This window comes from Clostridium luticellarii (assembly GCF_002995845.1).
Classification (GTDB): Bacteria; Bacillota; Clostridia; order Clostridiales; family Clostridiaceae; genus Clostridium_B; species Clostridium_B luticellarii.
The window spans coordinates 35,909-58,813 of record NZ_PVXP01000013.1 but is presented as its reverse complement, the minus strand read 5'-3'; the positions used below and the strand labels follow the sequence as shown (position 1 = coordinate 58,813).

Genomic DNA, 22,905 nt, shown 5'->3' with positions numbered 1-22,905 from the left:
AATTATCCCCTTTCCATTATATTTTTTAAAATTGAGTCAGCTTTCTTAAAAGCTGCAGTCCCCATCTTTGTCAGGGTCATGGACTGCCATAGGCAGCCTAGAACAATACACTCTGCTACCTCTAAGTAGTATAATTTACTGCTTGTATTGTAAAATAAATACAATATCACTATAATTATGGAAAATACCACTAGCGTGATAATGGAATTCCTCTTGAACATTTTCTTCATGGCAGTTTTTGTAATGGGCTTCTGAGGACTGTCCACTGGAGCTTTTATAAACACTGTTATAAAAGATATTACCATGCAAAATACACTTAAAGTTATGACAGACAAAAGTGAAAGTCCGTATAGAAATTTATCTACCAAAAGTCCTATTACAGTAGAGACAATAGTGCCGAATATAATACAGCGGCTGGGTGAAGAAGCATGTACACCGCCGGAATATTTTCTGAGTATGCTCCCTGATGTGGAAAATACAAGAGCTTCATACAGCACTCCCAAAACTGCACCTGCGATTACAATCCACAATATGGAAAATATGGTCTGCAGTAAATTTATTGCACCATATACAATGATTTGTTCTTTTTCACTGTTTACATTTAAAATGGAAGAGGCTCTTTTTCCCAGGGATGATGCCAGCTTTTCAGTTAGATACATTTTTAGATCCTCTCTTTTTCAGTAAATGTTGTAACAGCAGTATTAGTAAAAACGAAATTAGCAGTGAGGGTATTCCCAGTAAGGATTTTTTAATAGAATCTGTGAAATTAATATTTATTTTAAGTAGATCCAATAATGCCATGTTTAAAAATTCACTTACGGAAAGAATTAAAAATATAAACAATGTCGCATATATAGAAGTAATTATTGATATCCCAATACTTGCCATAATGCATATAGTTAAAATAATTATAAGCATAGTATGAACACCAAAATAAATAGGAAGCATTTTTACTAAAGAAGATAATAAGCTCATTACTGCGACTGAAATTATATAACTTTTTAAATTGATATTTTTTCTAGCTATAATATGTATTCCCCAAATTACTAAAAACATTTCGGGGATACCTCTCAAAAAAAGTTCTATCCAATTGATCCCAAGCATGGTTAAATCTCCTTGTGCTATTTATGTACAGCTAATTCGACAAATATATACATTTTATCAATATATTTCACTTATTGATTATAATATTCTACATTGGAAACGAAAATCCTTCTTTCAAAGGCAAATTCTTATAATATTTTTTTGAAATTTTGTAATATATATTATCGAAAAAGCTGATGTGCAATCAAGTTGTACATCAGCTTTCTCAACATTTAATTTTGTAATATTGCCTCTACTGCAGTAGCTGATCCACTATGCTCTGAGAAATTACACCCTCGCCGCCTAAAATGTTAACCTCATTGACATTTAACTTTTTATCTTTAATATAATTTTTTACATTATCCGATAAAATACTGTCCAGAAGTATGATAGGTGCTTTTTCTTGTCCAGCTGCTGCCGAGCCGCAGAGTGCGTCTGCGAAATCTTTGCCCGATGCCAGATAGACATTGGAAAGATCAAACTTATCGCTGAATTTGGCCAGCACGGCAAGATTTGTGGAATACCTGTCTGTGCCGGATATTCTCTCAGCATTGGAGATGCCTTGGAGCAGGCTGTCCTTTACAACGCCATTTCCACCTATTACATACACCCTGGCATTGCTGTCACCTATGAATTTTGCAGTATTGCTTTCCATTTCATTTCCGTTTGTTAAAATTACTGGACTCGATGAAAGTGCTGCATAGGAGGATACTGAAAGTCCATCAGGGAAGTTGGCGCCCGAACACAGGAATATCTGAGCAGGAGTTCCAAGTTTTTTAGCCACGGCCAGAGAAGTGGAATATCTGTCAGCTCCAGCTATTCTTTCGGTACTTATGTTCATGTCCTTTATAGAATTTTCCACCAGGTCCGATATTACACCGGTGCCGCCGATTATATAAACTTTTTTCACCTTTAATCTTGAAAGCTCTGATGCTGTGTTTTTATTCAGTGAATTGCTGGAAGTCAATAGTACAGGTGCATTCAATTGTTTTGCAAAAGGAACGGAGCTTAGAGCATCTGCAAAAGCTTCACCTGAAACCAGCACCGCAGCATCTGCATTGGTCCATTTATTCTGGGATATCTTTGCAGAGGTCTCATATCTGTCGGAGCCTCCCAACCTTACCTGTTCCTGTGAAATCAATTTTTTATCCGATATTATATAATCACTTGTGTGGCTTATATCAAATTCTATGCAGTTGTCGGAATCAGCCTTCAATCCGCTTTCTATGCTGTTCAATGCTTTGCTGCTTTCATTATAATAATATACATTCAAAGTGTTCTTATCTTTGTCCTTGAGCCAATTGCCGTCAAGCTTGATTTTCACTGTTGATTTTCCTGGAAGTTCACCATTGTTGAAGAAAGAAGCTACATAAACATCTGTATCCTGTACCTTGTTTTCTATTGACTGTTTGTTAGGTGATGCAGAATCTTTAATTGCTGCAATATCTGCTGTCATATCAACATCTTTAGAAGTTGATATATCATTTCCATTAAAGGTCCATTCTATATTATCTGCTTTAAATACCAATTTTTTATCTGTACCCTTTGCAGCTTCAAATATATCTTTTGATATTTTCTTGTTGTCATTTACGTCTATATTTATTGAAGCATTGTTTTTGGCTTTTTTTATGGAATTTACTACAGAATCGGCATTTGAGTTTTTCACATTTACGGATGATCCTGAAGAGCTTCCGCCTGAACCACCGCTTGATCCGCCTGAAGAAGATGGTTTACTTATGGTATAGCTGTCTGTGGCTTCCATGGTATCCGTTCTGTAGGTGTTGATTGTGAAACTGTCATCTGTTATGCTCACATCTGAAAAAGTAGGCACCTTCAGTTGCTCTTTTTTAGCTTCATAGTAGTTGTTTTGGTCAGGCTCCTGTAGTTCATAGTATTTACTTCCGCTGGCGGAATTTGCAGTTACGTATAAAACTCCCTTTGGATTTGTAATCTTGGTGTCTCCTGCAGCACTTACTGCCTTGCCGCCCAGCATCTGGTAGGTTCTGGTGTAGCAGTGATCATGTCCATCCAAGACCACATCTATTCCCAGCTTTTCAAATACTTCAGGGTGAGTATTTCTTCTCTCGGCTATATCTGCATCTGTTTCGTGATTTGCAGAGCTGTAGATTGAATGGTGCATGCTGACTACTTTCCACTTTACGTTTGGATTTGCATCTATAGCTTCTTCCATGAATGCTTTGTGGTCTTCAGCGTTTATATCGTTGCTGTTCAGCATCATGAAGAGAGTATTCCCGTATACAAAATAGTAGTCATTGCCGGTTGTCCCGTTACTATGATCCTGTTCATGACCGTTGTCTGTAAAAATACCATATTTATCGGACATGTTGGGGTAATTGAAATGTGTACTGTGTCCTGTTCCATATCCCTCATGGTTTCCTGCAATTGCTGCAACGGGGATATTTTTCAGCTGCTCCGGCTTGAAGAAGCCGTCATATTCCAGTTCATTGCTCTGTCCTGTGATTTCCTTTCCGTTGTTGACCTGATCTCCTATGGAAAGCAGGAAACTGCTGTCTGAAAATTTCTCTGCTGCCTTGTTGACTGTATCCACCCATCCGGTCGTATCCTTGTCTATGTCACCGCCGGCGCCAATCTGTGGGTCGCCTGCAAACAGAAAATTGAATCCTTTGGAGATGTCCTGTGTGGTGTAGGTGTTCATAGAACTCCAATTGGTTCCATCTCCCACACGGTAAACATATTCTGTAGCCTGTTTAAGACCTGTTACTGTGGCCTTGTCAGAATAATAGCCGTTGTTGCCGCTGGATTTTTCACCCTTGAAAGTCTGGGACTTTTCAGCAGGAAAATCACTGCCTTTGACATCGGATTTCGGTGCAATCTGCACCTGTGGTTCAGAATCACTTTTGGAATACCATGTGAAATTTACCTGGGATGCATCCTTGCCCGGAGCAAAGGTTATATCCTTTATGGCATCATTCGTAGGTTCCGGCTGTGAGGGAGACGGCTCATCTTTTTTGTTGGATATAAGGTTCATGTCAAATACTAGATCTGAGCTGTCTGCGCTTCTTTGATGAACCTCCACTGCTATAGTGTTTGTACCTTGCTTTAATACAGTTGGATCTACATCAAATTCAACATCGTTTTTTACCGTTCCAAGACTATCTTTTGAAAGGGTTTTGTAATCTACATTTCCTTCAGGCATATTTTCACGATGTATTTCTTTTCCGTTGATATAGAAAACTGCGGCATCATCTAGAAACACTGAAGCTTTTAAAGTTTTTACCAGGGCGGTATCTTTAACTTCAAAATTACTTCTGAAATAAGTTGTGATATACTTGTTATCTTTGTCGGGTCCATAGCTTACGGTAGTCTTTACATCATATTTGAAGCCCAATGGAGCAGCTCCAGATTTCCAGATTGAATCATCAAAATTTTCCTCTTTCCATGCTGTACCTTGATCAGAACCATCATCCAGGTATTTCCAGCTGGCGCCTTTTTCAATGAAAGTCTGGTTTTCACTTTGCTCTGTGGCAGCTTCCGCACTGACAGGAGAAGGTGTTACCATCCCTGAAAGCACGACTAGAAATGATAGCAGAAACACTGCTACTTTCTTTGTAAATCGTTTCACAATACTACCTCCTTAAGATAATTGTCAATGACAATTTGTCAATTGATATATTATAAGTGTAGCAGTGCTAATCTGCTTTATATGTAAAGCTCATGTAAAGTTTATGTAAAATAATAACAGCTGTCATCTGGATTTATTTTTTATAAAATGTTTTAAAATCAGTATGAATAACACCATCAGAATCAAGGAGGGAAAGGTGAACATGAATTTCTTGAGGGGAGGCATATGACAAATCGGTCCTATATTGAAGGGGTAAAGCAGCAGCTTGTTTAAAGATTCACTTATTATGAGCAGTAAAAGCATGGATAAGGTGCTGCATATGGCTGTAAACAGTGGAATTCCTTCAATTATAAGGATGCTTATGAGTGAAATTGTTATAATCATTGTATGGACGCCGAAATATATGGGCAGTTCTCTTACTAAGAAACCGTATAGACCCATGGCAATGCTTAAAATTATGTAATTTAATTTGTTGAAGGATTTGCCTGCAATTATATATATACCCCATATTACAATCATCATTTCAGGAATACACCTTAAAAAAATCTCTATCCAGTTAAGTTTTAACATATATGAGTTCCTCTCCTATAAATACATTATTTAAATATTTAAGTAAAAATTATACATACCTACACGACATAAATGAATTCTACATAAAAGATAAAAATCCTTTTTTTTACTCTGGAGAAATATATACTGTTGATGTATAATTTCATTTATATAATTATAATTGTGGGAGAAAAATAAAAGTGACATTCATAAGAAAAGATGTATTTAAATTAGCATTACCTATTTTAACAGAGCAGTTGTTTGTCATGTCACTGGGAATGGTAAATACCATGATGGCAGGACATATAAATAAAGAAGCGGTTTCTGCCATAGGCATGGTGGATTCGATAAACAACATATTCATTGCTTTCTTTTCCGCACTTGCAGTGGGCGGTACCGTGGTAGTGGCACAATATGCAGGAAAGAAAAATATAAGGAAGGCCAATGAGGCGGTGAAGCAGTCAATCTATTCTGCAGTGCTTATATCCATTGGAATTACCATAGTCATGTGGATATTCATAAAACAGATTATAATTTTTTTGTATGGTTCTGCAGATGTACAAGTTGTGAACTATGCCCATGTGTACTTTAAGATAACTCTGATAGCTTATCCTGCTATTGCGCTGGAGCTTGCTGCCAATGGAGCGCTGAGGGGAGCAGGGGATACCAAGACACCCATGAAAATTACCATGTTTATGAATGTCATAAATTTAATTTTGGGATACTGCCTGATATATGGTCTGCATGTGAAAAATTTTAATATTCCAAGTCTGGGAGTAGAAGGAGCTGCCGTTGGAATCTCTGTGGCCAGAGTACTGGGAGCAGTTTTGGTGTCAATTGTACTTTTAAGAGGTACAACCATTATAAAATTGTCCAGAATAACTGAATTCAAATTTGAAAGTGAATTGCTGAAGCCTGTATTTCAAGTGGGAATTCCAGCCAGTTTAGAATCCTTCTTATTCAATGGGGGGAAGCTCATAACCCAGATATTTATTGTGAATATGGGAACTGCATCCATAGCAGCCAATACGATTACAAATTCCATAACAATTATGCTCAATATACCTGGAATGGCCTTGAGTATTGCAGCTACTGCATTGGTAGGACAGTATATGGGAAGAGGCGACGGCAATGGAGCAGAAAGCTGCTTGTCTTATCTAAATAAAATGTCCACAATTTGCATTTTTGTGCTGGCACTTGCTTCTGTACCTGCGGCAGGTTTTTTAACTTCTCTCTATACCAAAGATTCTGCTATAATACAGCTGTGTGTGGAATTATTGAAGCTGAATGCACTTTTTATTCCACTCTGGTCTATTTCCTTTGTACTGCCTGCTGGTTTAAAGGGTGCAGGAGATGCCAAATATACTCTGGTTACCTCCATCATAGGCATGTGGATATTCAGAATAACCATGGGATATATACTTGGTATACCTTTAAAGATGGGACTTATAGGAGTATGGCTTGGAATGTATATAGACTGGCTTGTAAGAGGTATATTGTATTACATCAGGTTTAAAAGAGGAAAATGGAAAAGTCTTGTACTCATTAAGTGATTTTTAAGTTTATGTGAAGAGCTTTCTATTAATGTAGGTTTTCGGCTCCGGACGAAGACCTACCATAACTGTCCATTGTAAACTGTGAACTGATTTTATTCCGTCGTATAATGTAAATTTTATACATAAAAAATAAAAATTACAAAGATATCCTTATTATAAGGTTTATTTTTGTAAGAAGAGGTGATATAATTACCTTGAATCATACATTAAGAGGTAAATTGTGCTAATTATAACTTCAAAACCTTTTCATGGGTCAATTCTCTGCCTTCAACAATTTATGATTTAAATTATAAGATTTATTTTTTAAAACAGTTCATATAAACAATGATTATCAATATAATTTACATGTAGAGTAATTTGCGTAATAAAAATATAATTATTAATGATATGGAAATGGGTGTGAAAATATGGATAGTTTTGGTGAACAGAGCAAAAATGAATGTGGTAAACTGAAGAAATCTTCTGTACTGAATGTTCTTTGTGACATGACTCTGGAAAAACAAGTTCAAAAACTTAAAAGTGATGTGGAGAAGAATACTGAACTTTTAAATGAAAGCCAGGAGTTTAATAAGAAAATTGCGGAATTCATATCTAATATTTCTCATGAACTTAAAACACCTCTGAATGTTATTTTTTCTGCTATACAAGTATTGGAATTATATAAGGATTATACAGATGAAAAATATATAAATAAGCGGAATCAATATTTGGAAATAATGAAGCAGAATTGTTACAGACTGATGAGACTCATAAACAACCTACTTGATGTAAGCAAACTGGATTCAGGTTTTATAAAATTAAATCTTCACAATAGAAATATTGTAGATGTAATTGAAGATATTACATCTTCGCTGGCACCCTATGTAGAGAGCAAGGGAATAACACTTACCTTTGATACTAATGTAGAAGAAAAAATATTGGCTGTTGATTCGGATAAAATAGAGAGAATAGTTTTAAATCTGCTCTCAAATGCAGTAAAATTCACACCGGAAAAAGGTAAAATATATGTAGCAGTTCAAGATGAAGGAGACAATGTATATATTAAAGTAAAAGATACAGGTATAGGGATACCTGAGGACAAACTTCAGATTATATTTAAAAGATTTGGTCAGGTGGGCGGAAACTATATGAATGACAGCAGGGGCAGCGGTATAGGTCTTTATCTTGTAAAATCATTTGTGGAGCTTCACGGTGGTAAAATCAGTGTTGAGAGCACTTTGAATGAGGGCAGCGAATTCACCATAAAGCTTCCTGCAAGGGTCATAAAAGAGGAATATCCGGGGGAAGATAATTGTGGAAGCAGGAAAGAACAGATTGGCATGGAATTTCCGGATATTCACTATAAGGTTTGATACAGCTGTGATTTGATTGTGCCTTTACAAGTGATATCAAGTGATATAATGTTCTGGTAAAGGCGGGTGATGGCATGAGTAAAATTGGGGGAACTGGGTGTGATATATTGGTTCCTTTTAACGAGAGAAAACCATTGAAGGAAATAGAGCACAGTATTACTAAAAGATACAGGACACACATATGGTCCAGATTTGTTAAGGCAATAAGTGAATATGAACTGGTAAAAGAGGGAGATAAAGTTGCGGTGGCGGTGTCAGGAGGCAAAGACAGCCTTCTGATGGCAAAATTGTTTCAGGAACTTAAAAAACGGTGGAAAGTGAATTTTGATCTGGAATTTATATCTATGGATCCCGGGTACCACAAAAGTATCAGAGAGCTTCTTGAGAGCAACTGTCAATATCTGAATATTCCCCTGCACATTTTTGAATCTGATATTTTTCATGTAGTGGATAATATTGCCAGGGATTACCCCTGCTACATGTGTGCTAAAATGAGAAGAGGGGCACTTTATACAAAAGCCCGGGAACTTGGATGCAATAAGCTTGCCCTGGGACACCATTTTAATGATGTGATAGAAACAACTCTTCTTAATATTTTCTATTCAGGGAATTTTAAAACCATGCTGCCAAAATTGAAATCCAAGAATTTTAAGGGCCTGGAACTTATAAGACCCCTTTATTATGTGGAAGAATCATATATTCAGAAGTTTATACAAAGCAGCGGCATATGGCCTCTAAACTGTGCCTGCATGGTTGCCGCAGATAGAATAGGAAATAAGCGCTATGAGATTAAGGATTTGATAGCAGAATTGAAGAAGAAGTTTAAAGGTATAGACAGGTCTATTTTTCATGCGGCTGAAAATGTCAATCTGGACGGTGTTTTGGCCTGGGAGAAGAACGGGAAGAAACATTCTTTTCTGGAATCCTATGATAATAGTGAAGAACAGGGTGCGGAAAACAAACAGCAATAATAATGAAGATTTTCAGCGTTAGCTGACAATTCACCAGAATTATGAATTGTGCACTGTAAATTGTGAATTGAAAAAAGTTGAGAATTGAAGAAGGGTTGAAGCAGATGATAAGAATATGGGGAAAAATAATTAAAAACAATAAAATAGTAAAAGATGGCACAGTTCAATTCGGCAGTGAGGGAAGTTATCAGCAGAATTTAAAAAAGTGCATTGTAGAATTGTGCCGCCAATTTGATATTGAAAAACCATACTGGCTTCCTGCCAACATGGATGAATACAATAAGAGGAGCAAAACTATTTTTACCAGGGATAATTTTATTGATGAGTTTCCCTTTGACAAGTTTGTAATAGAAGAAGTTGATGATGAAAAACAAAGCGCAAAGAACAAATAGCAGATAATGAAGATTTTCGGCTTGCGCCGAAAATCCACAATAATTGATATTTTACCCTTGATTCAGCTGTCGAATATAGATACGAATTTTATTGAATATATGTCTGCCAGTTCTCTGGTATTTGAACCTTCTTCCCTCAGTATTATATAACTTATTCCTACGTTTTCCAGTACCCCTACTCTGTCCTGAAGAGTTCCGGTACCGAGTAAAAATGTAACTCTGACTCTTTTGCCTATCTGGGTTCTCAAGTAACCCTGAACATAATTTATGTCCTGTTGTATGGGGGAGCCGGGAGCCATTTCAAAATTGGAAGGTGTCTGAGTAACCTGGTTTGTCTGGTCAGATGTCTGGTTTTGTCTTGCCTCGATATCTTCTTTTGGGGATGTAGTGCCCGTTTCGGACATTTCAATTTCAGGCATTATTTCCGGAGCCATTGGCATGGTTCTGAAATAATTGGGATAATTTGATATCATTAAAATACCTCCATGTTATATTGATTGATATTTGATAGCAAAAATTTAATTGTGGACTGTGCAGTGTGTACTGTACATTGCAAGGCCTGACTGTTTAGATTGTGGACTGTGCAGTGTGAATTATAAACTGTCAATTGTCACTTGTCCATTGTTAATTGTGCATTGTCAATTGACTAAGTTTGAGCATAGAGCTCTGTGGGATTGTAAAAACAGTGCTGTAATATGCTTACCTGAAAAGATCCCACACCGTTGGGGGGAAATATGCCGGGGCAGGGACCATAGGGGTTGAAATACCATAGAGAATATCCTATGGTGAACAATCTGTTGCCGGCAAGCGCCCAGTCTGCTATGTCATAATGTATTTGGTCTGGAGGAATGGACCATACATTTTGATTGTTTATCACGCCGTTTATTTCCGTACGCATACAGTCAAATTGACCAGCTTGATAGAGTATACGCCTTAAATCTCCCTGGCCTATTCTGTGGTATTCACCGTAGGGAACCCTGACTCTGTTCATGATGACAGTGGCTACGGCCCTCATTCCCACGTCTCCCTCTCCTCCAGCTTCACACTTTATAATTCTGGCTAGAAGTTCTCTATCTGAGAAAGCCATATATTTTCACCTTTTGAAATTTACTTACACTATTATTTTATTTATAAAGATTTAAAAGGTTACAATTATTTATTACGGGACAAGCTTTATCCGAATCTGCCGCTTTTAACGGTGATTTTCGGTGGCAGTTGAAAATCCACCAAAATGAATGAAGGTGAATAAATTTACATAAATTACATAGTAAAGAAATTGTTATATTCACTGTAAAAAAAATTCCTCTTGTTATATAATAATTATGTATTGATGATAAATTGAAAGAGAGGTAGAGTAATGTTGAATAAGAAAAGATTTCTAGGCCCGGTGCTGACTGCGCTGGTATTGTCTTTTACACTTGGAGCTCCATCTGTGAATGTTCAGGCAGAAACAGACAGTATAGCGACTACAAGAACTGGACAGAGTGATAGAATAGGTACTGCCGACCAGGTTGCACTGGATTTGTTCAAAAGTGCCCAGAATGTAGTGCTTGTAAACGGCTATGGCTATGCGGATGCAGTAAGTGCCACACCACTGGCAAAACAACTCAATGCACCGATACTTCTGACACATGGGGAAGACAGTCTTGAATCGCAGGTATCCTCAACCATAAGCAGTCTTGGTGCAAAAAAAGTATACATAGTAGGTGGTACGGGAGTTGTATCCCAGTCCATAGAAGATGATTTGAAAAGTTCATATGATGTGGAGCGTATAACTGGAACCACTGATACTACAAGAATGGGTACAAACGCAGCGGTTGCCGAGAAAGTGCTTGACATGAGCAAGCAGAAGTCGGCAATTCTTGTAAATGGACAGGACGGGTATGCAGATTCTCTTTCCGCGGCTCCTATTGCAGCCAAGAATGGATATCCGGTTTTATTTGCAAATACTGAGGAAGTTCCAGATGTGGTTAAAAATATAATAACTTCCAATAGTTTAACTGTACAAGCTGTAGGAGGAAGTGGAGTGCTGCCACAGTCCGTGGTGAGCTCTGTGGGAGGAACCAAAGTCACTTCTGATTCCGATACAGTAAATAGATTTGCCACCAACCTGGCAGTTTTGAGTTATTTCAAGAGCAGCCTGGATTTCAGCAGTGTGTATGTGGCAGCAGGCGGTGCATCGGATGATCAGTTTGCAGATGCCCTGGTAGCTTCAGCAGCGGCAGCAAAAACAGGATCACCTCTGGTGCTTACAGGTGCCGGCGCAGGAGAAACTGAAATACAAAATGCCAATGCTTATATACTGTCCAATGCCAATGACAGTTCAAAGGCAATAATAGTTGGAGGAACAGCTTCTGTTTCCCAGGAAATACAGACAACACTTGAAAATGACGATTTTGGTATCATAGGTATTGAATAAAAAAAGCCCTCAGGGGCTTTTTTACAGTTATCAAAGTTCAGAGTTTAAATATGAAATCTGATTGATTTTTGGTGCAGCCGAAAATTTTCATTAACTGTGAACTGTGCATTGTGAATTGAAAAGAGCTCACTGCTTTTATATAATTAATATGTTCATAAATATGTTCATTTTGCAATAAACATATTCATTTGAGGTAGAAATGACTATGTTTATTGTAAATGGGTATATTAAAAATATATTATAATTAAAGAAGGGAAATAAGTTAATGAACTCATTTTTAAATGACAGGCTATTAAATATGAATGTTCCAATGCGTATAGTACGCCTCATAGGGAAAATCAATGAATATAAGGGAAAGCAGGATTTATACAATCAGCAGTCACCGCAGATTTTAGAAAGCCTTAAAAAAGTAGCAGTTATAGAAAGTACCAAAGCATCCAATGAAATTGAGGGCATTAAAATAGAATATAAACGTCTCCACGATATCATAAATAAAGGGAAACCTGTAAATTTGGAAAATAGATCTGAAGGAGAGATAATGGGATATAAAGAGGTATTGAATTTAATACATACATCAGCAGCTCATATTCCGATAAAACCCAGCGTGATTCTTCAATTGCATGGAGAACTATATAAGTTTGTTCCCACGGAAGGCAGGCATTGGAAAAGCAGTGATAATTTTATTCAGGAAACATTGCCAGATGGCAGCAAGTTTATGAGATTCAAACCTGTAAGTGCTTTTATGACTCCCGATGCTATAGAGAAATTATGCAATCTAACTAATGAAAGTATAAAAAATAATGAGATAGATCCACTGATTTTGACCGGTGCCTTTGTTTTGGATTTTCTATGCATTCATCCATTTGACGATGGCAATGGCAGGATGTCAAGGCTATTAACCTTATTGCTGTTATATAAATTTGGTTATGAAGTGGGAAGGTTTATAAGCCTGGAAAAAATAATAGAAAAGAATAAGGAAGAATATTATAATACTCTTTATTTATCTTCACAAAAATGGCATAGCAGCGAACATATCCTTTTACCATGGATAGAATATATGTTGGGAGTTATTGTTTCTGCCTATAGAGAATTTGAAAACAGGGTTGGAAATCTAGAAAATACAAAAGGAAGTAAAAGTTATAGAGTTGAAAATTCAATAAATCACTTTATAGGCCCATTTACTAAAAATGATATAAGAAAGGCATGTCCGGATGTAGGGGAATCAACTATAAATAGAGTCTTATCCAAGTTAAGGGAAGAAAATATAATAACTGCTACGGGCAAGGGAAGAAATGCAAAATGGACAATAATCAATTGAATCCGCCTGATTTTCGGTACATCCGAAAATCCTCATTAATTGTGAATTGTCAATTGAAAGAAGTAAGTTCTCAATTTGTTAACAATATAAAAAAGGATTTTTATAGATTTTATAGAATTATATATCATAAGTATAGCTATAATTAACTAATTCATTAATAAATAGTCATAATTTAAGGAATATATTTCTTGTCACACCTTAAATTACTAGGAGTTCAGGTATGGAAAAATTAGAAATATTGTTGTATAATTGAAACATGAACTGATGATTGCCAGTATATAAATTATTTATCATAATATATATACTATAGAAATTATGGATTTATTATGCTATAATCAAGGTTGAATTATAAGGAATATCACGTAAATAATAAATTTTTATGAAAAATCATGTTAAATTGTACAACATTAGTAGATTGTACAGCTTACATGTGGTATAATAAAACCTGTTTTAAGAATGTTGACCAAGCAGTATGGGTATGAGAGAAGTGAAATTTCACAAGGTACATAAAATTGAAAATTGATTTGTACATGCTTATGTTACTGAGGTTGGCATTTTAATAAAGTATATATTTTAAATATATATATATATATAAAGAATTTTAATTAAAATTCACTTAAATCGAGGAGGGTATTACAATATGAGTAAGAAAAGTACAAAGGCACTTGCAAGTGCTGCTCTTATGTCCTTGGTTTTAACTACAGCTTTATCAGCTGGTCCAGTTAAAGCAGCTCAAGGAGAAGTAACTAGAGTAAGCGGTGCCGACAGATATGCAACAGCTTCCCAGGTAGCAACAACAAACTGGGCAGATGGAAGTGACAACGTAGTATTGGTATCAGGTGAAGGTTATGCAGATGCAGTCAGTGCTTCAGCATTGGCCAAGAAATTGGATGCACCAATACTTTTGACTAAGTCAGATTCACTTAGTGCAGATGCTCAGACAGCACTTGAAACATTGAAACCAAAGAACATATATGTAGTTGGTGGAACTGCTTCAATTTCGCAGAGTATAAGAGATGAGTTGGCTAAGAGTTATACTTTGACAGAATTAGGCGGAGCCAACAGATATGAAACAAATACAGCAGTAGCTGAGGAACTTGTTAAATTAGGAGTTTCTGCCAGCGATGTACTGGTTGTTGGAGGAGAAGGATTTTCAGATGCTCTTTCAGTAGCACCAGTAGCAGCTGCAAAAGGACAGATACTGTTGTTGGCAAACAACAATTCCAGCCAGCCGGCAATCGATTTTGTAAAAGAAAACAATTCAAAAGTTACAGTTGTTGGAACTTCAAATGTAATAAATGACACTGTATATAATGCTCTTGGAGCAACTACAAGAGTAGATGGCGGAACAGACAGATTTGATACAAATCTTAAAGTATTGGACAACTTCAAAGACAGTTTGAAGACTGACAAATTGTACATTGCAAATGCAACTGCAGCTACACCAGATGATTTGTATGCAGATGCACTGGTAGCTTCCGCAGTAGCTGGAAAATATTCAGCACCACTGGTATTGGTTGACACTGAGACTTCAGATGCAACAACTAAGGCAATAGCTTACATTGGAAATAATGGAAAAACTTCTGATGTACAACTTATTGGTGGAACAGGAGTTGTTTCTGAAAATACTGAAACAGCAATCAATAATGCACTTAAGGGAGAGAACCCTGACCAGGATCAGGCAAGTGAAGTTCAGTCTGTTGAAGCTACAGGCTTGAATCAGATAAAAGTTACATTTAACGGTGAGGTTGATGAGGATACTGCTGAGGAATTAACAAATTATAAATTAGATGGGACTTTAATTTCAGACGAATATCCTAATTCTAAAGCTGTCCTTCAAGATGATAACAAGACAGTTTTGATTACTCTTGATGGAGTACAGGATCAAAATGATGATCTGGATGTTACAGTTAAAAAAGGAATACTCAGCGAGGACAAGTCAAATACAATTCCAGAGTTCACTCAAACTGTGACTTTCTCAGATACGACTGCTCCTACTTTGGATTCAGTGTCAGTTAGAGGAAATAAAAAAATAACTGTTAAATTCTCAGAACCAGTTAATATTGGTAAAGATGAAGATGCTAGTGATGTATATAGTAAATTTAAAATTAATGATAAGAATTTGACATCTTTTGGATTGGATACTTCAACTACTACAGCAAAAGATGCAGTTAAAGATTCTAATGACTATTATTGGACGAGTCAAATTGATTTTTACTTTAGTTCAGCTCTTCCAACAGGCAATAATACACTAAAAGTATCAGACGGTGAAGATAATGCATTGGAGGATGCGGCAGGATTCCCAATTTCTGAGGTCACACAGGATTTTGATGTAGATACTTTAGATACAGCACCAGAAATTCAAAGTATAGAAGCTAATGATGATGGAACAGTGTATATAAATTTTGACAGGCCGATGGATACTAAGACTGCTACAAAGGCTGCAAATTATAAAATAAATAATGGAGATCTTCCCAAGGATCCTGAATTGAAGAAAGATGATACTCAGGTTAAAATAAGCGGCGTAAGTGGTCTTACAAATAAAAATTCTAATACGTTATATATTTCCGATAATGTAAAAGATGCCTATGGAAACAAAGTGGCAGATGACACTTATGAATCATTTACATTGGATGAAGATGATTCAAAACCTACTGTAACTTCTGTTTCTACACTTGATGATGATACAATAAGAGTTAGGTTCAGCAAAGATGTAGATTCAATATATGCAGTTAATACTTCCAATTATAAATTAGAAGATAGTGATGGAACTGATATAACTAAAGATACATCTAAAGGAATAGAAAATATAACTGTACCAGGAGATAGTGATGTTGAAAATGGAGATTCCACAGATGTAGTTGATATAAATGTAAAGGCGAAACTTACTGATTCTAAATATACATTGACTATTAAAAATATAATAGATACTGCTAAAACTCCAAATACTATGGATGATTATACTACTACCTTTGATGGTTCTGAGGATGTAACACCAACTGTAACCGGAACTTATAAGGTAGAGGGAAACGCAAGAAAAGTTATTGTATATTTTAATAAGGAAATGGATTCATCTTCTTTATCGGATCTTGATAATTACAAGTATAAAAATGGTGATGGCGATATAAAGGCTTTGCCAAGTGGAACTGATATTACACCAAGCGGTGATAATAAGAGTGCCGTTGTAGAATTCCCATCAAGTTATGGTACTGACAAAGAGGGAAGTAATTTAATTAAGGCACTTGATGTATTAGATACAATTAAAGATGCCAATGGAAATTCATTGGATATATCTTATACAGGTGATATAGAAGATGCAGATAATAATCCAAATACAGCTACAATTGATTCTAACTCTGTTAAAGTAGCATATGACGATGATGATTTAACTGTTCAATTTAAGTTTAATAATCCTATAGATACATTGGATTATGAAGATTTTGAAGTAAATGGAGTAAAGCCTAGCACAGGTTCACTTGATGGAAATGTTGTAACACTTAGATTTAATGATGGTGATCTTGTGGAAGGAACTGAAAAAGATGATTCAGGATTTGTTGGAAAATCTGCTGGTTATACTCCAACTAAGATTCAGGCTGTTAAGTTTGCAGGGCCTAAAGCTATAAAGATTACAACAATTGATGAGCCTAAAACAGTTGACATTGCGGGTAATACTATAGATGCAATTTCAGCAGAAGATCCTGTTTATGCTTATGATTTTGAGGCAGCACCAAAGACTATAGCACAGGAATGGAATGCTGGTCTTCTTGAGGATGGAACAACTGGCTATGTTGATGTAGTATTTGATACTGCTATTGACAACAGTGGAATTGATGTAGATGATTTTGTATTTACTACCTCGAATGGAACTACTTTAACACCTGATTCAGCCGCAGTTTCCACTGGTACTACAGTAGGAAATGAAGCTAATACAGTTAGATTTACATTTAATAATTCTGCTAGTAGTTTTGCTGATACTAAAACTATTAAAGTTAGAATCAAAGATACTGCTTCAATTAGAACAATTAAGGATAATGATGATTCAAATGCTTACTATAAAGCATCTGATGATGATATAGCTGGCAGAACAATTACAATAGGTACTGTAGGTGCAGTTAAATAAAACACAATAAATTTTATAAAGTAAGATAAGGTAGAAAAGGGAACCGTCAAAAGACGGTTCCCTTTTTATGTAAGTGTAATTTGAAAATGCATTCTTCTAGAAAACGACATACAGGTATATTATTTTACTGTAAAATGGTAAAATAATATAGAGAATTAAAGAAGGAGCTGGGAATATGAAGAGGATACCTTACGGAATTTCTAATTTTGAAGTTTTAAGACAGAAAAATTATCTTTATGTAGATAAAAAACCTCCTATATAGAGCTGTTGGACAGATATACGCCTTATCAATTTTTTATAAGGCCCAGAAGATTTGGAAAAAGCTTATTTATATCGATGCTGGAGAATTATTATGACATAAATAAAAAGGATAAATTTGAAGATCTATTTGGCGATCTTTATATAGGTAGAAAACCTGCTGAAGGCAGAAACAGTTTTCTGGTCTGGAGAATAAGCTTTGCAGGGGTAGATGTAGGTAATGGGGAAGAAGAGCTTAGAAGGAGTTTTAATGAAAAGATTGTTTTATCTGTAGAAAAATTTATAAGTTACTATTCAAATTTGTTGGAAGATAAAATTGTTTCTAAAGAAATAAAAAGTGCGGAGACAGCAGTACAATATATATCGATTTTAGCCAGTAAAATAAATCGGCAGGTATTTCTTCTCATAGATGAATATGACAACTTTGCCAATGAACTGATAACCGGCGGCAGACAGAATACTTACAACAGTATTCTCCATGGTGAAGGCTTTGTGAAAGTTTTTTATAAAGCCGTAAAAGATGCAACTATGGATAATTTTACGAGAATATTTATGACGGGGGTAAGTCCCATAATGCTGGATGATCTGACCAGTGGTTTTAATATAACGAGAAACTATACCCTGGATGAAAAACTTAATGCCATGCTTGGTTTTACGTGGAAGGAGCTTTCCTGGATTATGGATGAAGTTAATATAGATGACGAAGAACTTAGAAAAAAAATCTGTACGGATATGAGTACTTATTACGATGGATATAAGTTTAACGAAAATTGTGAATCTGTTTTCAATCCTGATATGTCCATGTATTTTTTAGATAATTATCTGGAATATAATCGTTACCCCAGGGAAATGATAGACAACAATGTAAAAACGGATTACGGGAAGGTCAACCAGCTGGCATATAATTTTAACGATAGAGAAGCTCTTGAGGAGATAATGGCCGCAGGTGAAACTTCTACTGTTTTAGTGGATAGATTTAATATCAATACCATGTACAGTGAAAAAGAAAATTTTAAATCCCTTCTGTTTTATCTCGGCATGCTTGCTGTAAAAGAAGCAGGTCCTCTTGGCACTGTACTGAAGATACCAAACTATGTGATAAAGACAATTTATTGGGAACAGCATTTTCAGCATATAAGAAAAGAGTATAACATTGAAATTCAGAAGATTAGAATCGCAGTAAATGAAATGAGAATGCATGGCAGTATAGAAATTTTGATAGAGCTTTTAAAAGGTATATTGGAGGATTTCTCCAACAGGGATCTCATACAAATGGATGAGAAAAATGTGAAGATGATGTTTCTCACCCTGCTGGGTGTGGATGGCTCTTATTTCATAAAAAGTGAGGTTGAAAACAATAAAGGCTACATAGATCTGATGCTTAGAAAAAAGATTCAGTTTGCAGATATAACTGAATTCCAGTGGATTATAGAGTTGAAGTATATAAAGGAAAACGAGAGAAACACTTTAGAAAAGGTGAAAAGGCAGGGATTGAAACAGCTCCAGATGTATGGAGAAAGTAAAATGGTACAGCAGGAACTGGAGAAAGAGGGATTGAAGAAAGTATTGATTATTGTGGCAGGAAAAAGGAATATCTATGTATTTCAGGGGGACTGACCCCCTTACAAAAAATGTAAGGGGGTCAGTCCCCTAAAAAAATTTTCTAAAAGCATATTTCCTATGGTACAATATTCATATAATGTAAAAGAGGATTGGAGGTAGTAAATTTTATGAATAAAAATACCGTAAGAATCATAGGCAGCACTGCTGTATTTTCACTTGTCATTTCTGTATCTCTTCCTGTATTTTCCGTAAAGGCTTCGGGAAGTCAGTTCAATCAGTTTGGGGGATCGGATGTATATGGGACTGCAGCAGCTGTGGCTGATTCAAATTGGACTAGCAGTGACAATGTGATACTTGTGTCCAGCGAAGGTTATGCAGATGCTATAAGCGCGGTGGTACTTTCCAAGCAGCTGAATGCACCCATACTTTTAACCGGGAGCTCCAGCCTAAACAGTACTACATATGATGAAATAAATAAACTTAAACCGAAGAATATATATGTATTGGGCGGTGAAGGTGTAATATCCGGTGAAATAAGAACTAAATTGAAAAATGAAAATTATAATTTGATTGAACTTTCCGGAAAAAACAGATATGAAACCAATACAGCCGTGGCAGGCGAGCTTGTAAAACTTGGCATGGATCCGTCCCATGTGATGATGGTAGGCGGCGAGGGATTTTCTGATGCACTTTCTGCAGCTCCTGCAGCAGCTGCCAGAGATCAGATACTTCTTCTCGGTGTCAATAACAGTACGGCCATGGGTCCTGTAACTGATTTTATAAAGAACAGCGGCTCACAGGTTACAGTAGTAGGTACAAGCAACCTCATAGATGACAGTACTTATAATGCAGTAGGTGCAGTGGGCAGAATAGATGGCGGCGCGGATAGATTTGCAACTAACTTGAATGTACTTAAAGCTTTTGAAGGTGATTTGAAATCTGACAGCATATATGTGGCAAATGCAAGTGGTGACAGATATGCAGACGCCCTGGTGGCTGCTTCTGTTGCAGGAATAAATTCTGCGCCTTTGGTACTTGTGAACAATGAAGGGGATTCTCAGACCGTTAATGCTCTGGATTATATCAAATCAAAGTCCGATTCTTCTACCACGATGAATGTTATATCGGAAAAAGGCGCTATTTCAGACGGTACTATTTCAGATATCAAAAATGCATCTCTGGGAATTGCGGAGGATACTCCTACGGTGAATTCCGTAACTGCCATTGGACTTAATCAGATAAAGGTGGTTTTTAATACTGCTGTTGATAAAAATTCTGCTGAGAGAATTGCAAATTATCAGATAGATGGAAATTCCCTTGGTGCTGAAGCACAGACCCAGTCTTCTGCCTATCTTCAGGATGATGACAGAACTGTATTAATAACCTTTAGAAATCCATTTTCCCAGGGAAAAGATGTTACTTTTACTGTGAAAAACAACATACTTAGTGATGGAGCTTCTTCAAGTATAGGTAAATATGAAAAAAATATTACTTTTCAGGAAACAGGATCTCCTTCTATCAGCTCTGTAGATGCAGTGGGAGGCAATAAACTGAAGGTCAGATTTTCTGAACCTGTGAGAATTCAGGAAAGCGATCTGTCCTCCATGAAGATAAACAAAAGGAGTTTGAGAAACTACGGACTGGATACTTCAAATACAGAGCTGACAAATCAGTCTGGTGACTGGGCGGATGGAGTGGATCTTTATTTTGATTCCATACTTCCAATAGGGGACAATACCTTTACCATTCCTTCCGGTACATCGGGAAGCAAGTTTGACAATGGTGCGAATATTCCTATACAGAGTCAGTCAAAAGATTTTACTGTTGAATCTGTATCGGGAAGGCCCCAGGTCGAGAGTGTTACTACAAACAATGCAGGGACAATATATATAAAGTACAACAGGGCTATGGATACGGACACTGCTCTTGATCCTTCAAATTACAAGATAAATGGGGACACCGTGGATGTGGATTCCTCCTATGTTACTTTTGATTCCGGCTCCGGAGACAGTGTGGTAAAGATAAAAAATGTGGGAAGTATGCTGGATCAGGGCACCAATACTATCCTGGTGAAAGATACTGTAGAGGATACTTTTCAAAACACAGTTACTCAGACAAGCACTACCCTTTATTATGGAAGCAGCAGCCAGAAGCCTGAAGTTGTGTCCGCAAATATTCTGGATGAAGAAACTATAAGGGTTAAATTCAACAAGGATGTTGTCAGAAGCTATGCTACCAACAAGGGTAATTATACCATCGTGGATTCTGATGGAAATGATGTAAGCTATAAGATAGATAATGTGAATACTGTGACTGTGGATGGAAACAACAACAGGACCTTTGATCTTAAATTGGACGATGGTGCGCTGGGCGGCTCAAAGTACGTTTTGACTGTGAAGAATATCATAGATACTGAGGCAAAGCCGAATGTGATGAATACTTATACAGGTACGCTCTCCGGTATGGACAATGAGGGACTTGAAGTCACTGAAGTGGTTAAAAGGTCGGATAATTCTCAGGCTGTTGCCATATTTTTCAACCGCACCATGGATGATGATTCCATATCTGATAAATCAAATTATGTTTTCAGGGATGGAACCGGAGAGGTCAGGAGCCTTCCGGGCGGTGCCATTGTGACGCCTGCCTATGATGACAAGAGCGTTACTGTTGAATTTCCTTCAAGCTATAATATAGGCACCGGGAACACGGCTAGAGATGTAGTTCAGCTGGGTGTTAAAGATGTAGTTGATGAAGATGGAAATTCTCTTGCTCTGGGTTCATATATAGGGGATATAGGCACTTCCAGCGGCAACGGCCCTGGAATTATATCCGGCACTGCTCAGATGACCTTCAGTGGTGATGACATAAGGGTGAAGGTTTCTCTTTCAGAAGCTCTTGATGTTTTTGACCTTGACGATTTCAGGGTTGATGGGAACAAGCCTGACAGCGGTATTACCAGTGGAAATGATGTTATTCTCATATACAAATCCGGTGTGAAAAATGGTGAAAAGATAGAGGATATAAAGAATTCCGGTGAAAGTACCACAGTGAGTGTGGTGAACAATAGTTCTACGGATTCAGCAGGACGAAATATAAGGACAGGATCCACTAAGGTCTATATACCTCCTATGACAGAATCGGATCAGTTTGATGCAGTCAGCGCTTCAAATGCAGATACCGTGAACGTGGTGTTCAATCAGAAATTGGATACTGCTATAAATAACCAGTATATCGACGATTTTGTGTTTACAAATGTGACTACAGGAAAAACACTTTCTCCAAGCTCTGTAAGTGTTGACGGCAAAACCGTTGTTTATAAATTTAGTGCTTCCTCCTTTGATGCAGGTGATAGAATCAAGGTTGCTGCCAGCAGCAATTCCTCTTCCATAAGCATAAGAAGTCAGAAGCACGACAATGCTGCATATACCACTTATTCTCCTTCAAGTGATGACTTAAGCGGATATGTAATAGGGGACTGACCCCATTACAATAATTGGAAGGGGGTCAGTCCCCCTTCCTTTTTTTGGATGGAGTAAAAAAGACTATCAGTTTTAAATGCAGTTTTTATCTCTAGAGATTATTTTCATATCTGGTATTTTTAGCATATTCTAGATTTGAGGGCTGACTTTTATTATACTGTAGATTATCATAGGACATTTTGATAAAATAAAAATAGAAATATATAATAAGTTGTATAGGAACAGATGTTCTGGCAAATAC

14 protein-coding genes and 1 pseudogene are annotated in these 22,905 nt (G+C 36.7%); 9 read left to right on the top strand and 6 right to left on the bottom strand.

Annotated elements, in window-relative coordinates; genetic code table 11:
- Positions 1 to 2 precede the first annotated feature (2 nt).
- From CLLU_RS06685 to CLLU_RS06670, 4 genes are all read right to left on the bottom strand, one after another.
- On the bottom strand, positions 3 to 659 hold the full coding sequence (locus CLLU_RS06685) for an accessory gene regulator ArgB-like protein (RefSeq protein ID WP_106008834.1): 657 nt from the start codon (positions 657 to 659) through the stop codon (positions 3 to 5).
- A complete protein-coding gene (locus tag CLLU_RS06680; protein WP_106008832.1) occupies positions 646 to 1,104 on the bottom strand; it encodes a hypothetical protein in 459 nt (152 codons plus the stop codon). Before CLLU_RS06680 ends, CLLU_RS06685 begins: the two co-directional genes overlap by 14 nt.
- Before the next feature lie 232 nt (positions 1,105 to 1,336).
- Positions 1,337 to 4,687 carry a cell wall-binding repeat-containing protein gene (locus CLLU_RS06675; protein WP_106008831.1) on the bottom strand — a complete coding sequence of 1,117 codons (3,351 nt, stop codon included), beginning with the start codon at positions 4,685 to 4,687 and terminating at the stop codon, positions 1,337 to 1,339.
- Positions 4,688 to 4,810: 123 nt separating this feature from the next.
- Positions 4,811 to 5,257 carry a hypothetical protein gene (locus CLLU_RS06670; RefSeq protein WP_106008829.1) on the bottom strand — a complete coding sequence of 149 codons (447 nt, stop codon included), beginning with the start codon at positions 5,255 to 5,257 and terminating at the stop codon, positions 4,811 to 4,813.
- Positions 5,258 to 5,436: 179 nt separating this feature from the next.
- On the opposite strand from CLLU_RS06670, the gene CLLU_RS06665 reads away from it, so the two are divergent.
- From CLLU_RS06665 to CLLU_RS06650, 4 genes are all read left to right on the top strand, one after another.
- The gene (locus tag CLLU_RS06665; RefSeq protein ID WP_106008827.1) at positions 5,437 to 6,789 is read left to right on the top strand and encodes an MATE family efflux transporter; all 1,353 of its coding nucleotides are present in this window, start codon (positions 5,437 to 5,439) and stop codon (positions 6,787 to 6,789) included.
- Between the two features lie 410 nt (positions 6,790 to 7,199).
- Positions 7,200 to 8,144 (top strand): sensor histidine kinase, encoded by a 945-nt coding sequence (locus tag CLLU_RS06660; RefSeq protein WP_106008826.1) that lies wholly within the window; start codon positions 7,200 to 7,202, stop codon positions 8,142 to 8,144.
- A gap of 74 nt (positions 8,145 to 8,218) precedes the next feature.
- Positions 8,219 to 9,115 carry a tRNA 2-thiocytidine biosynthesis TtcA family protein gene (locus CLLU_RS06655; protein ID WP_106008824.1) on the top strand — a complete coding sequence of 299 codons (897 nt, stop codon included), beginning with the start codon at positions 8,219 to 8,221 and terminating at the stop codon, positions 9,113 to 9,115.
- 104 nt (positions 9,116 to 9,219) lie between these two features.
- Complete coding sequence (locus CLLU_RS06650; RefSeq protein ID WP_170065741.1) at positions 9,220 to 9,507, top strand: hypothetical protein; 288 nt, start codon at positions 9,220 to 9,222, stop codon at positions 9,505 to 9,507.
- A 62-nt stretch (positions 9,508 to 9,569) separates the two neighbouring features.
- Here CLLU_RS06650 and CLLU_RS06645 read toward each other — a convergent pair whose 3' ends face one another.
- Together CLLU_RS06645 and CLLU_RS06640 are read right to left on the bottom strand one after the other, a co-directional pair.
- Positions 9,570 to 9,980, bottom strand: a complete 411-nt coding sequence (locus CLLU_RS06645; protein ID WP_106008823.1) for a hypothetical protein — start codon at positions 9,978 to 9,980, stop codon at positions 9,570 to 9,572.
- Between the two features lie 173 nt (positions 9,981 to 10,153).
- Positions 10,154 to 10,594 (bottom strand): cell wall hydrolase, encoded by a 441-nt coding sequence (locus CLLU_RS06640; protein ID WP_106008822.1) that lies wholly within the window; start codon positions 10,592 to 10,594, stop codon positions 10,154 to 10,156.
- 270 nt (positions 10,595 to 10,864) lie between these two features.
- On the opposite strand from CLLU_RS06640, the gene CLLU_RS06635 reads away from it, so the two are divergent.
- The 5 genes and pseudogenes from CLLU_RS06635 (at position 10,865) to CLLU_RS06615 (ending at position 22,664) form a co-directional block, all read left to right on the top strand.
- Positions 10,865 to 11,926: a cell wall-binding repeat-containing protein gene (locus CLLU_RS06635; RefSeq protein WP_106008821.1), complete on the top strand. Its 1,062-nt coding sequence runs from the start codon at positions 10,865 to 10,867 to the stop codon at positions 11,924 to 11,926.
- 265 nt (positions 11,927 to 12,191) lie between these two features.
- Entirely contained in the window at positions 12,192 to 13,244 is a 1,053-nt protein-coding gene (locus CLLU_RS06630) for a Fic family protein (RefSeq protein ID WP_106008819.1), read from the top strand.
- 640 nt (positions 13,245 to 13,884) lie between these two features.
- Positions 13,885 to 17,364: a cell wall-binding repeat-containing protein gene (locus CLLU_RS06625; protein ID WP_106008817.1), complete on the top strand. Its 3,480-nt coding sequence runs from the start codon at positions 13,885 to 13,887 to the stop codon at positions 17,362 to 17,364.
- 175 nt (positions 17,365 to 17,539) lie between these two features.
- Positions 17,540 to 19,239 (top strand): annotated as a pseudogene (locus tag CLLU_RS06620) (ATP-binding protein).
- Between the two features lie 113 nt (positions 19,240 to 19,352).
- The gene (locus CLLU_RS06615; RefSeq protein ID WP_106008816.1) at positions 19,353 to 22,664 is read left to right on the top strand and encodes a cell wall-binding repeat-containing protein; all 3,312 of its coding nucleotides are present in this window, start codon (positions 19,353 to 19,355) and stop codon (positions 22,662 to 22,664) included.
- The last annotated feature ends 241 nt before the right edge of the window (positions 22,665 to 22,905 follow it).